Annotated in this window: 11 protein-coding genes and 1 tRNA gene; 10 read left to right on the plus strand and 2 right to left on the minus strand. The window is 50.2% G+C overall.

Features of this window, described 5'->3' with window-relative positions; genetic code table 11:
• Positions 1-58: 58 nt before the first annotated feature.
• The 10 genes from DFP83_RS00435 to DFP83_RS00480 all read left to right on the plus strand — a co-directional run bounded on the left by DFP83_RS00435 (position 59) and on the right by DFP83_RS00480 (position 12691).
• Positions 59-1387, plus strand: coding sequence for an NADH-quinone oxidoreductase subunit L (locus DFP83_RS00435; RefSeq protein WP_110572091.1), 1329 nt, complete (start codon positions 59-61; stop codon positions 1385-1387).
• Positions 1384-3642 (plus strand): putative inorganic carbon transporter subunit DabA, encoded by a 2259-nt coding sequence (locus DFP83_RS00440; RefSeq protein WP_110572093.1) that lies wholly within the window; start codon positions 1384-1386, stop codon positions 3640-3642. The genes DFP83_RS00435 and DFP83_RS00440 overlap by 4 nt, the downstream gene beginning before the upstream one ends.
• Before the next feature lie 98 nt (positions 3643-3740).
• Positions 3741-4508, plus strand: coding sequence for an HNH endonuclease family protein (locus DFP83_RS00445; RefSeq protein WP_110572095.1), 768 nt, complete (start codon positions 3741-3743; stop codon positions 4506-4508).
• A gap of 234 nt (positions 4509-4742) precedes the next feature.
• Entirely contained in the window at positions 4743-6614 is a 1872-nt protein-coding gene (locus DFP83_RS00450; protein WP_244912971.1) for a polysaccharide biosynthesis protein, read from the plus strand.
• Positions 6615-6729: 115 nt separating this feature from the next.
• Positions 6730-8127 (plus strand): M28 family metallopeptidase, encoded by a 1398-nt coding sequence (locus DFP83_RS00455; protein WP_110572099.1) that lies wholly within the window; start codon positions 6730-6732, stop codon positions 8125-8127.
• On the plus strand, positions 8108-9103 hold the full coding sequence (locus DFP83_RS00460; protein ID WP_110572101.1) for an amidoligase family protein: 996 nt from the start codon (positions 8108-8110) through the stop codon (positions 9101-9103). The genes DFP83_RS00455 and DFP83_RS00460 overlap by 20 nt, the downstream gene beginning before the upstream one ends.
• Complete coding sequence (locus tag DFP83_RS00465) at positions 9076-9759, plus strand: gamma-glutamyl-gamma-aminobutyrate hydrolase family protein (RefSeq protein ID WP_110572103.1); 684 nt, start codon at positions 9076-9078, stop codon at positions 9757-9759. The genes DFP83_RS00460 and DFP83_RS00465 overlap by 28 nt, the downstream gene beginning before the upstream one ends.
• A complete protein-coding gene (locus DFP83_RS00470) occupies positions 9756-10823 on the plus strand; it encodes an MBL fold metallo-hydrolase (protein ID WP_110572105.1) in 1068 nt (355 codons plus the stop codon). Before DFP83_RS00465 ends, DFP83_RS00470 begins: the two co-directional genes overlap by 4 nt.
• Before the next feature lie 83 nt (positions 10824-10906).
• Complete coding sequence (locus DFP83_RS00475; RefSeq protein ID WP_110572107.1) at positions 10907-12538, plus strand: methyl-accepting chemotaxis protein; 1632 nt, start codon at positions 10907-10909, stop codon at positions 12536-12538.
• A gap of 65 nt (positions 12539-12603) precedes the next feature.
• Positions 12604-12691, plus strand: a tRNA-Ser gene (locus DFP83_RS00480).
• 98 nt (positions 12692-12789) lie between these two features.
• Here the strand turns inward: DFP83_RS00480 and DFP83_RS00485 are convergent.
• Both DFP83_RS00485 and DFP83_RS00490 read right to left on the minus strand, forming a co-directional pair.
• Complete coding sequence (locus DFP83_RS00485) at positions 12790-13377, minus strand: ABC transporter ATP-binding protein (protein ID WP_110572109.1); 588 nt, start codon at positions 13375-13377, stop codon at positions 12790-12792.
• Positions 13374-13691 carry a hypothetical protein gene (locus DFP83_RS00490; protein WP_110572111.1) on the minus strand — a complete coding sequence of 106 codons (318 nt, stop codon included), beginning with the start codon at positions 13689-13691 and terminating at the stop codon, positions 13374-13376. The genes DFP83_RS00485 and DFP83_RS00490 overlap by 4 nt, the downstream gene beginning before the upstream one ends.
• Positions 13692-13701 lie beyond the last annotated feature (10 nt).

Raw genomic sequence — 13701 nt, forward strand, 5'->3', positions numbered from 1 at the left:
TCTATTTTACTTAATTATCACTAGTCGAGATACTAACCACAGTTAAATAGGGTAAACGATGGGAGCAACCACGTTGAACTGGATTCAGATCGATGAACTGCGAGTGACCTTGTTAGTGATGGTCGCTTTACTCAGCTGGGTAGTGCTGCGTTACACGTGGCGCAACTTTGCGCTCGAGCCGAGTCGGCCGCGTGCGATGGGGTGGATGTTGGGCTGTTTAGCCAGTGTGTTAGTCACCCTGATTGCCAATCATTTTATTTTGTTTCTGTTGAGTTGGACGAGCATCAGTATTTGCTTGCATCGCTTACTGTTGTTCTACCCTGAGCGCGCCCGCGCCGTGTTGGCTACTCACAAACGAATGATTACGGCACGTTTAACTGAGCTGTTGCTTGCGGTTAGTTTTGTTCAGTTTTACTTGTGGTCGGGCGATGCCACTATTACAGGAACGTTGGCGCATTATGCCGAAACCGGCACGGTGCCGATGGCGGCGATGCTGACTTTGGTCGTTGCCGCGTTACTCAGTTGTGCGCAAATGCCGTTTCATGGCTGGTTGATGCAAGTGGTTGAATCACCGACGTCGGTATCGTCACTATTACATGCCGGAATTGTGAATCTTGGCGGTTTCTTATTACTGAGCTTTGCTCCTTTACTGACAGAGGCTGAAGCCGCGCGTTGGTTGCTCGGTGTGTTGAGCGCTGTTTCCTGTGGTCTGGCGATTTTAATCATGTCGACGCGCATCAGCATAAAAATCCGCTTAGCGTGGTCGACTTGCGCGCAGATGGGTTTAATGTTGCTAGAGATTGCGCTGGGTTATTACAGCCTTGCCTTGCTGCATTTGGTCGCGCATTCGTTGTACAAAGCGTATGCCTTTTTATCATCGGGCACGGTCCGCCCGATTCACAACGTGCTGGTGCGTAACAGCTGGGTCACGCTGGCCTGGTTTATGTTCAGCTTAGTGCTGATTAATGGCGCGTTATGGCTGAGCTTTGGTCACTTTAAGCCGACCGCAGCGGTCCTGTTGAGCTTATCGATTACCTTATTAATGTCGCAGGCACACAAATTTAGTTGGCTGAAGAGCGTGCTTATCGCCATCGCTTGGGTGGCACTATACACCGCATTGACCCTATCTGCTGCGCAAGTGATGCAAGACGGGCGGGTGCATATTGCGCTCGATTTGGCGGTGGCGGCGTGGTTCATTGTTTTGGTCGCACTTTACTGGTGGTTAGAACAACATGTCGCGCATAAGGTCAGTCAGCGGTGGTTTATTCGGTTAAACGCGGGTTTGTATATCGATGAGTGGTTTACCCGCCTTGCGTTGTGGTTATGGCCTCGACCCGAGGAGCGGCATCGCTATGATTCTGTGCAGGAAGAGGAGTCGACGTCATGAGTGAGTTTATCCAACTGGCCCGTCAACAGTGTGCGCGTGTTGCTCCTATGTGGCCGCTGGCTGAGTCGATTGCAGTGAACCCCTGTTGGTTCTTCACCGACCAGCCGGTTGAGCGAGTGTCGGCGATTTGGAAGTATGTTTCGGACATTGATTTAGTGATGGATCGGGCGTTTTACCGTCAACAGCTTCATCAAGGCAAACTCGACGATACGCTGTTACCAACCGATGCAATAAAGCAACTTTCAGAGCCACAACGCTTACCGCGTTGGTTTAATGTCACCGATATAGTTGATCAGCTGCAGACACGACAACGCAAGATGCTCTGGCAGGATGAAGTGGTTCTGCAAATCAGCCAATTTTGCGGATTGCACACCGAGTTCCCCGAACGTTTTGTTGATGAATCGCAGCCCGATAATGGCTTGTACCTGGGGTGGTTAACGGTGGTACGCGAGGATAAGGGTATCGCCACGCTGATGGGTGAACGTCAACTGCCGCATTACTTTGATGGCTTACCAGACGATATCACTGAGCTGTATCAGGTGCTCGCCGATGACTGGTTGCAGCATTACAGTGAAGATGCGCTTAACTATTATTTGTTTGCCTTGCTGATTGATGTTCTGGGTTGGTCTTCGGCGCTGCGTTACCGCGATTGGGATCCATCTACACCACAGAATAATATCGAGCCGGTGTTGTCGTTGTTGGGTATCCGTCTGGCGTGGGATTATGTGTTATGGCAGTGGGCAAAAGATACCTCAAGCGATCTGTTTAACCGTCTGAGCCAACGCTTTGCCCAGCAGGCGGCGCGGTGTCAACGAGATTGTGCACGGGTTGAACAGTCGCAACGTATTCATTGGCAGTGCCAGCGCGCGTATGAACGTGAGCAGCTGCAAGGCTATCGTTTAGCGCCTAAAGTGGGCTCGGTGGTTGAGGAACGCCCCACCGTACAAGCGGCTTTTTGTATTGATGTGCGCTCTGAGCCATTGCGACGTGCGCTCGATACACAAAGTGGTATAAAAAGTCTGGGTGTGGCGGGCTTTTTTGGCTTGCCGATTGGGTTTAAATCGCAGCAGGGTAAACGTCCGCAATTGCCTGGGTTATTGAATCCGCAAATATGGGTGTCCGAAAAAGATGTGGCGTTACCCGGTGCCACCATCACGGCGATTGGTGAACTGCTGGATACGCCGACGTCGAGCCTAAATGCGGTTGAGGTCCTGGGCTTAGCTAAAGGTATCGGCTTATTTACTGCGCATGGTGAGGTGGAGTCAACCGATACTGCGCTCGCTCAGTTAGACATTGACGTTGCACAGGTGAAAACGCCGCTGGTTGAGGCATTAGCCGGTACGTTGACGAGCTTGGGGCTGACGCAATTTGGCGAGCATTTTGTCTGGGTTGGGCATAGTTCTCATCACGAGAATAATCCGCAACGCGCGGCGATGAACTGTGGTGCCTGTGGCGGTCAAAGTGGTGCGATTAATGCGCGACTCATGTGCCAGTTATTGAATCAAGCGGACATTCGCTCAGCTTTAGCGGAACGGGGCATAGAGATACCCGCGGATACGCAGTTTTATGCCGGTCTGCATGAAACCGTCACTGATCGTATTCTGCCTTTGAGTGGTGAGTTTCCTGATGTTGTCAAAAACGCCTTTGAGCGCGCCAGTGAGACGGTACGTGAGCATAAGCAATATCCACAAACGCGGTCCGGATTGAATCGTTTAGCAGACTTATTTAAGAAGACTAGGGACTGGGCCGAAGTTCGACCTGAGTGGGGGTTAGCGGACAACTTTATGATGGTGCTTGCACCGCGCGCGCGCAGTGCCGAGATTGATTTGGGTGGTCGTGCATTCTTGCACGATTATGATGCACAGCAGGATCCAGACGCGAGCATTTTGGCGGCGTTGATCAGTGCGCCAGGTGTTGTCGCGCACTGGATTAACTGGCAGTACTTTACATCGGTCACCGCACCGACGCGTTTGGGCAGTGGTAACAAGTTGCTGCATAACCGGGTGGCGCAGAACGTCGGTGTATTTGAGGGGAACAGTGGCGATCTGCGCATTGGCTTATCGTTACAGTCGGTGTGGGATGGTGAGCAATGGCGTCATCGTCCGTGCCGGTTACAGGTGATTATTGATGCATCTGACGAACAGATTAATCAGGCGTTGGATGCCAGTCCCAGTTTCAAGCCGCTGGTTAAAAATCGTTGGTTGTATGTGTATCGGCTGGACGAAGAAGGGCAACTTACAGAGCTTACATTATAACTGATTGCTATAACCGACCCGGCGTCGTAGTTTGTACGCTTGAACTTACAAATAAGTTCGCGTAAAAGGGGAACATCACTCGGCTTTGGAGCCATTCCATGCGTGTTGTTCCCTTTTTTCTTGCTATCATCCTATTGGGTTGGGGCAGCTTTGTCTCCGTTGGCGTTGCTGCACCCTTTGACGATTCAGTTATTAAGCAGTCGCGTTCGGGCATTTGCCACGATCCCTCCAGTCCCTACTATCAGCGTACTAAAAATTTTACCGCCTACGATAGCTTACGCGCGTGTTTAGCCAATGGTGGGCGTTTGCCCAAAGGCCACCGTCCAGCTGTTCAACCGCAGCAAACACAGCAACCACAGGATAAAGACTATGACCGTTCTGCCTTTGGGCGTTGGTTGGACGATGATAATGACTGCATGAATACGCGTCACGAGCTGCTGCAGCAGTTATCTACGCGTTCGGTGAGCTACAGCCAAGATGGTTGTCGTGTCACACGCGGTCGTTGGCTAGATCCGTACACTGATCGCACATTTTTATCATCCAGCGATTTAGATATTGATCACTTAGTGCCATTGAAGTGGGCTTGGGATAATGGTGCCAATACGTGGGATGACGAAAAACGTCAACGTTTTGCTAATGACCCGGTAAATTTGTTTGCGGTAGACAACGGTACGAATCGCAGTAAAGGAGCGCAGGGCCCCCAGCAATGGCTGCCACCTAATGCACGTTTTCACTGTCAGTATTTGACGCGCTATCAACGCGTATTAAAGATTTACGACTTTACAAATACGGTACAACAGCAGGTCGCGCAGCAACGTGAACAGATTTGTCGTTCTGACGCGGTTGCGGGTCGAACTTGGCCATAACCATAGGTTTTATAATCAATACGTATGCAAATTAAGTAGTCTTTGAGTAAGGCTTCGTTCAACATGCCGCCGTTACATGACGTCAAGTTGATGTGGTGTAAAGAATAACGAACTTATATGTTCTTATTCATAGTCCTTAGCGCATAAAATGCTTTTGCACCGACAAAATGGATTTATCGGTTAAAAAGGATTTTACGCATTATGCTTTTGAAGATTCTGGCTTGGCCCAGGAACTTGAAACGTATAGTGGCGGCTACAGCGGATGTATTAGGAATTTCACTGGCACTTTGGTTTGCTGTTAGTGTTGAAAGCCGTCAACTGTATATGACATACGATATTAAAGCTGGACTGTTTGTAATGTCCTTGGCGGGCATTTCCGTACTTCTTTTTTATCGTTTAGGGTTGTATCGTGCGGTCACGCGCCACATTGGTATCAGAGCACTATTTTCCGTGGTTCTCGGCGTCTTGGCATCGACTCTCATGCTGATATTATTTGATATGGCTTTTGAGACTAGTGCCAACTTGACCGTCATCGTCATATACAGTTTGTCGGCTTTCATTTTTATCGGTGCGTCGAGATTTGGTGTGCGCTCTGTTTTTAGGCAGATTCAAGCGCGACCCAAAGCGAATGTGATCATTTATGGTGCCGGTGAGGCCGGACGACAACTTGCGCATGCGCTAATGCATGGCAACGATTATCACCCCATTGCGTTTGTTGATGATGATCAAACCCTGCACGGTGCGTTGATTCAACACCTGACTGTCTACCCTCAAACAAAAATCGCTGAGTTAGTAAAAGAGCATAACGTTGAACGTATTTTACTCGCCTTTCCAAGTGCTGGGCGAAGTGTACGACGCAGTGTAATTGATCAACTTTCACACCTTCCTGTAACGGTTCAGACAATACCGGGTATGGCGGATATTGTTTCTGGAGAAGCGCGCATTGATGAACTGCGCGAGGTCAATATTGAAGACTTGTTAGGTCGTGATGCAGTCGCCCCGGACACAAAACTGCTAAATAAAAATATAAAAGATAAAGTTGTAATGGTTACGGGCGCCGGCGGTTCCATTGGTTCAGAGTTATGCCGCCAAGTTGCACTTCAGAAGCCAAAGGCGCTCATTTTGTTTGAGTGGTCGGAACCTGCTTTGTATTACATTGACCAAGAATTGCGTGAACAGTCGCCTGAAGTCGCGATCTATCCCTTCGTTGGCTCGGTGCAGGACGAGACGACATTAAGATCGGTGCTTAATACGCACCGAGTTGATACGATTTATCACGCAGCTGCTTACAAGCATGTCCCCATGGTCGAGATGAATATCGTACAGGCGGTAAAAAACAATGTGTTGGGCACTCTCTGTACGGCGGAAGCCGCGATAGAAGCTGGTGTTGAAAAATTTGTTCTCGTATCGACCGATAAAGCCGTGCGCCCGACCAATGTCATGGGAGCAACTAAACGGATGGCTGAACTGGTGTTGCAAGGTTTGGCTCAACACGCCAGTACCACGGCGTTTTGTATGGTGCGATTTGGCAATGTGCTGGGTTCATCAGGTTCTGTAGTGCCAAAGTTTCGCGAACAAATCAAACAAGGTGGACCCATTACGCTGACGCACAAAGATATTACCCGTTACTTTATGACGATTCCAGAGGCTGCTCAATTGGTTATCCAAGCGGGGGCGATGGGTAATAAAGGGGATGTCTTTGTTCTTGATATGGGCGAACCGATAAAAATATACGACTTAGCACAGCAAATGATTCGACTTTCGGGACTGACACCGAAGAGTGAAGCGTTTCCTGATGGTGATATTGAAATTGCTATTACCGGTCTCCGTCCCGGAGAGAAGCTGTACGAGGAACTGATTATTGGTGACAACGATCAAAACACGCAGCATCCTCGAATTCGCCGAGCATCCGAGTGGGCCGCAGACTGGTCAGAAGTTGGCTTGATATTGCGGGACATACGGCGCTGTTGTGCAGCCATGGATGGGCAAGGTTTGCGCCGTGTGCTGGAGGGGGCTCCGACCAGTTACACGCCCAATAGCCGGTGTGTCGATTTACACCGTCCGCATCATGTTAAGTTACAACTGCAGAAAAAGCTGGCGTTCTAATATATTTTTTCGCTATACAACCTACAAATTTGTGGGTTGATCCGCAGTGTATTGCAATTCTCATGCTACTCGCCATAATCGAAACTACTTATCAACGATTGCAGTGAGAAAAAGTATGAAAAAACTGTCCACGTTATTGTTAGGGATTGGCATCGTGGGTGCGACAAGCGCTGTCGCGCAGGATGCGGTTACCTACACTGATCAAGAAAAACTCCATGATATTGCTGAGGCTGTGCAAGCGGACCGTATTGAGCAAGACATCCGCAAGCTTGTCAGTTTTGGTACACGACATACTTTATCGGAAACCGAATCCGACACGCGGGGCATTGGTGCGGCGCGTCGTTGGGTGTATGAAGAGTTTCAGCGTATCTCAGACGACTGTGGTGGCTGTCTGGAAGTCATGTATGTCTCTGACATTATTGAGGGCGAGGAGCGTATCCCAAACGCCACGGAAGTGAAGAGTGTTATCGCTATTCAACGTGGTACAACCGATCCGGACCGTTATGTGCTGATGTCGGGTGATATTGATTCGCGCGTGAGTGATGTGATGGACTCGACTTCCGATGCGCCGGGTGCCAATGACAACGCCTCAGGTGTTGCGGGAACGCTTGAGGCAGCGCGCGTGTTGAGTCAATATAATTTTGATGGTTCGATTGTTTACGCAGCGCTTTCGGGCGAGGAACAAGGGCTCTTTGGCGGTAAGATTTTAGCCAGCAAAGCAAAACAAAATAAATGGCGCATCATGGCGGTATTGAACAACGACATGATTGGTAACATTGAAGGCATCAATGGCGTTATCAATAATACCACCGCGCGTATTTTTGCCGAAGGCACACGCATGGATGAATCGGATCGCGAAGCGACCATGCGTCGTTTCTATGGCGGTGAGAACGATTCACCCTCACGCAACTTAGCGCGTTATATTGATACGATGGCGGATCGCTATATTCCTAATCTGGATACCATGATCATCTATCGCTTGGATCGCTTCGGTCGCGGTGGTCATCACCGTCCGTTCAACGATTTGGGGTACCCGGGCGTGCGCATTATGGAAACCAACGAGAATTATAACCGCCAGCACCAGGATTTACGCACCGAAAACGGTATTGAATATGGTGATACCATTGATGGTGTAGACTTTGATTATGCGGCTAAGTTAACGGCGTTGAATGCGGTATCGTTGGCGGGTATGAGCTGGGCGCCGGAGCCTCCGCAGAACGTTGATATTCGTGGTGCCGTGCAGCCTTCGACCACATTAACGTGGGATGATGCCCGTGGTGAAGACAATGTCATGGGGTACAAAGTTTACTGGCGATTGACCTCTGAGCCGCAATGGCAGTGGAGTCGCTATGTCGGTGATGTGAACGAATATACGCTTGAGAACGTAGTGATTGATAACTACATTTTTGGAGTTGCCAGTGTAAGCCCCGATGGGTTCGAGAGTCCTGTCGTATTCCCTGGGCCAGCGGGCGAGTTCTCAATCGAGTTCGAGGATGACACAGACAACAACTAAGCGTTTTAAACCATTGCAGCGGCCAGAGACTGACTCTGGTCAGCTGCGCACCATTGGCTTCGAAATCGAATTCAGTGGATTATCGGTGCAGCAGACATTAGATGTGCTGCAAGCTCACCTTCAAGGTCAAGTCGACCATATTTCACTGGCTGAACGTAGCATCCAACATGAGTCGCTGGGCACCTTTCATATAGAGCTCGATTGGAGCTATCTCAAACGTATCGCGCGCGAGCGACCCACGAGCGGCACACCTGAACATATCTGGCTTGAAGAATTACACGCATTGGCTGAACGCATGGTGCCGATGGAAATCGTTTGTCCGCCAATGACGCTGGCGCAGTGCGAGTGTTTGTTTCCAATTATCAAAGCGCTGCGCGAAGCGGGTGCCAAAGGCACCGATGAATCTTGGATAGCGGCCTACGGCGTGCATGTCAATCCGCAAGTCGCGAGTGAAGATAGCACTGATGTGCTGCGTTATGTCCAGGCGTTTTCGTTATTGCAATGGTGGCTCTTTAAAGCGCTTAAAGTCGACACGACGCGTAAGCTCAGTCCTTATATTGATAAATATCCAGAGGCTTACATTCGTCATCTCTGTACGCAGTCCGAAGTCTCTCAAGGCCAGTTAATTGATGACTACTTGCGATACAACGCGTCGCGTAATCGGGCGCTGGATATGTTGCCGCTATTTTCGCACTGGCGGCCTGAAGTGGTGGCGAAGGCGGTGGGAGATGAAAAAGTAGGCGCCCGCCCAACGTTTCACTTTCGGTTGCCCAACTGTCAGATTGAGCAAAAAAACTGGCAACTGGATAGCGCTTGGCATAGTTGGTGGGTGGTTGAGCAACTGGCGAATGACAGCGACGCTTTAGCGTACTGGAAGCAAGCCTTCTTAGCGGCGGATCGGCCGCTGGTCGGCGTTGATGAATCGGCATGGATAGATAGGATAGCGTCATGGTTGCACGACCGCGCGTGGTGGTAACGGGTAATGCGCGCCGTTGGTCTCCGTCGTGGTGGTGCACGCAGCTGACACTGTGGCTGCTGGGCGCCCGCGCTGTCCGTGTCAGTACACGTCATCGCGTTTCGCGCAACGCTGATATTGATGCACTGATTATCGGTGGGGGCGATGATATTAGCCCGAACCACTATGGTCAGCCGGCTAAGCCGGATGGCGATTACGATCCTGCGCGCGATGCACTGGAGATAGAGTGGATAAAGTGGGCACTGAAAACGGACACTCCCATGCTGGGTATCTGCCGTGGAGCGCAGTTAATCAATGTCATTTTGGGAGGCGAACTGAACCAAAATATTCGTTCCCTGCGTAAAAGAACTTACAATCGGCCAGGCTTATTACCTACTAAACAAGTTTGGCTGAAGCCGTCCTCGACAGTTCGGGCTGCGGTAAAGAAAAGCAAGTTACGTGTGAATAGCCTGCATTATCAGGTGGTGACTAAACCGGGTGAACATATGGTGCCGGTGGGCTGGGATTTAGACCAATTTATCCAAGCGACGGAGCATTCGACACGCGCCATCATAGGCGTTCAGTGGCACCCCGAATATTTGTTTTACTTGCCTAGTGAGCGTCGCCTATTTGCTTGGTTGTTGAGTTGTGTTTCTGCGCGAAAGGAGCGTCCGTGAAAAAGGTTTTAGCGAGTGTATTCGCCCTCATTCTGATGGCCTGTAGCAACAGCGAGCAAATTGAAATTACGCAAGAAGCACCGCCGCATCACACTGAGGAAGGCTTTAAGAATTTACACGGACCCGAGAAGCAAAGCGGCTTTTTCGACTACTGGTACATGCGCTGGTTTGGCGATACCGAGTGGGCTGATCAAACTGAGCAAGTGGATGAAATCCCTTTTAAGCGCACTGATCGGGCACGTATTGCGCATCCTGATCCTGAACAACGGCAAGTGACGTGGATAGGGCATTCGACATTTTTATTGCAGTATCAAGGCAAGACGGTGCTGACCGATCCTATCTTCAGTGAACGTGCGTCGCCTGTGAGTTTTATGGGGCCACAACGGTTGACCGAACTTCCTGTGCAATTATCTGACTTGCCACCGATTGATGCGGTCATCATCTCGCACGATCATTATGATCATTTGGATGCTGACACCATTGAGGCACTTGGTAACTCGACTCACTATTATGTGCCGTTGGCGCTCAAGCCTTGGTTTATTGAACAAGGTATTGATGAAGAGAATGTGACGGAACTCGATTGGTGGCAGGGCGCGAGCCATACCGACTCGTTGCGTATTCATGCCGCGCCGAGTCAACATTGGTCGGGTCGTAGTTTGTGGGACCGCTTTGAGACCTTGTGGGCGAGTTATGTCGTAGATATTGGTGACTGGCGCGTATGGTTTGGTGGCGACACAGGTTATAACCCTATTCAATTTAAAGAGATCGGCAACGTATTTGATAACATTGACCTTGCGTTGATGCCGGTGGGCGCCTACTTGCCACGTTGGTTTATGAAAATGCCTCACGTTGACCCCCAACAAGCGACTTTGATTCATCGAGACATCGGCGCTAAGCGCAGCATTACGATGCATTGGGGCGCTTTTCAGCTTGCTGCAGAGGGTATCCCACAAACCCTCAATGATATTAAGCAAGCACGCACCGATGCCGGCTTAACTGATAGTGAGTTTCGGATAATGCCGGTCGGTGCGACTGAAACCCTTCCGTTCGATTCTGCTGAATAAATTTCGATAATGTTGATCTAGCAAGTCATAATCGATGTATTAGTATTCGATTTAATTGAACAATCGTTTTAACAGGATTATCTATGACCATCGCGCAGCGACTCTATGCAGGTTTTGCTTTTATCATCCTACTGATTATCGGTGTCACCATTGTGGGTACCTATCAAGTTGGGCAAATTGACCAAACACTAAGACAAGTGAATGAGGTCGGCAGCGAGAAACAACGCTACGCGATTAATTTCCGTGGGAGCGTGCATGACCGAGCGATTGCGTTGCGTGACCTTGTAATTACGAAGCAAGACGGCGAGCGAGCCGAATTTCGTGCGCTCATTGATGAACTCCAGTCTGCTTATTCGACAGCGCAACAGGGCATGGAGAGCATTATCAGTGATCCACGCTATGTAAATGACAAAGAAAAGCAATTACTTGCGCGTATCAACGATATCCAGGAACAAGCATTAGCGACCTCGGACCGACTTTATCAACTGCTCGCGCAAGGTCAGCGCCAACAAGCACAGGATTTTGTTCTGAGTGATGTATCGCCTGCGTACGCCGAGTGGTTAGTGCGCATTAACGCATTTATCGACTATCAAGAGCAGAATATTGCCGAAGGCGTAGATGGTGTATTAGAGCGTAGTAACGGCTTCGCGATTTTAATGTGGTGCGTGGCGTTGCTGTCTGCACTGGTTGCCGCTGCAATCAGCTATTACATTGTGCGTCGTCTGACTCATACGCTAGGTGGGGAGCCTGAGGCGGTGGTTGATGTATTAGAGCGAATTGCATCGGGTGATTTGACGGTTGAAACTCGCTCTAAGTTCGAAGGAAGTTTGATGGCGCAGGTTAACCGTATGGTGCGTCAGTTGCGTGCCTTGGTAAAAGAAGTCGATGAAACGTCTGACCAGCTATTGAATGCCTCGGGTGAGTTGAGTGAAACCAGCGATAACAACACCAAGATGGTTATTCGTCAGCAGGATGAGACGACTCAAGGCGCTACGGCGATTAATCAGATGTCGCAAACGGTTGCTGAAGTGGCTTCGCACACCAATGAAGCAGCACAGTTAGCCGATGAGACCGACCGCGAAACGCAAACGGGTAGTGCAGAGGTGGCGGCGACTATCCGTTCAATCGAACAACTTGCCGAAGAAGTGGAAAGTGCCGGCGCAGTGATTGTTGAACTGAGTGAAAACACCGCCGAGATTGATAAAGTGCTTGAGGTGATTGAGGGCATTGCGGATCAAACTAACTTACTGGCACTGAATGCGGCGATTGAGGCAGCACGTGCTGGTGATCATGGACGCGGATTCTCGGTGGTTGCTGATGAGGTGCGTGCTCTGGCTAACCGTACGCAGGAATCAACACAAAGCATTCAGCAGCGTATCGAAACAATGCGCACCAGTGCTTCACAAGCGGTTAATGTCATGCAACGCGGGCAAGAGCAGGCCGGCAATAGTGTTGAGCAAGCTCGCCGAGCGGGTAAGTCGTTAGACACGGTTAATCATGTGGTTAAGCAGATGACCGACATGAACGCGCAGATTGCGACAGCTGCGGAAGAACAAAGCTCTGTTGCGGAAGAGATTAATCGGAACTTTCATAAAATTACTGAAGCGACCGAAGAAACCGCGGCGGGCTCTGAGCAGGTCAGTGAGTCAAGCCGTCAGCTGAATGAGCTTGCACGTAATCTAAGCGAACGCGTCAAGCGTTTCAAAACGTCTTAGAATTAGCCACTCGGTGTTTTGGCTCTTGATTTAAGCGGCTAAAACACCTAGTATACGCGCCCTATGGAGAGGTGTCCGAGTGGCTGAAGGAGCACGCCTGGAAAGTGTGTATACGGCAACGTATCGAGGGTTCGAATCCCTCTCTCTCCGCCAAATCAAAAAAAACCGCCTTTACGGCGGTTTTTTTATGCCCGCCGTAGCTTGCGCCTTGGGCGCAAGGGCGGTGCCTGTTGTCGCGCAAGATGCGCGACCTACGCCAATACAATGGATTTGTTATCGATATGTAACTTGCGCCTTGGGCGCAAGTTGGTGAGCTGCTCGCTATGATCAATGACGATAGAAGGGCGTTGAATTCCGGCTAAGCTTTGGTTCAACATGGCGACGCTGGCTGAATCTAGACCGTTAAAGGGTTCATCAAGTAATAGCCAGTGTCCGTTGCCTGAGAGCGCCAGTATCAATTTGAGCTTTTGTTGATTTCCTTGCGAAAGCTTACCTACCGTTGCTGTTAAACAATCTGAGAACTGGAAAGCTGCAATCAATTGACTGCGCTGTGTGGTGTCGCAACGTTGATACTTATCGTATAGCGAAAACACGGTAGTTACCGTCATGTTGTCGGGGATTTGAATACTATCGGCAACGAGGTCGGGGCGATCGTCAACGTTCAACGAGCCCGAGCTGGGCATGATTAACCCGCTAAGAAGTTGTAAAAAAGTGGACTTTCCCGCACCGTTTTTACCTGTTAGCTGATACTGCCCTTCTGGCAGCGCGAGCGTAACGGAATCTAAAATTAAGTTATCACCGAGTTTTAGGCTGACATTATTCAATTCAATGTTGGTCATTTATGTGCATCTTTTAAGCGGATATCTGCCGCCATGGTACGGTAGCTTGCGCCTTTGGCGCAAGGTGCGATGGTTGATATCGCGCAGGATGCGCGACCTACGTGGGGTGGGGTGTTCAATGTCGCGTAGCTTGCGCCTTTGGCGCAAGGTGCGATGGTTGATGTCGCGCAGGATGCGCGACTTACGGCGGGTGCGGTACCCGATGCCGCGTAGCTTGCGCCTTGGCGCAAGGTGCGATGGTTGATGTCGCGCAGGATGCGCGACTTACGGCGGGTGCGGTACCCGATGCCGCGTAGCTTGCGCCTTTGGCGCAAGGTGCGATGG

The organism is Idiomarina fontislapidosi, assembly GCF_003226255.1.
Taxonomy (GTDB): Bacteria; Pseudomonadota; Gammaproteobacteria; order Enterobacterales; family Alteromonadaceae; genus Idiomarina; species Idiomarina fontislapidosi.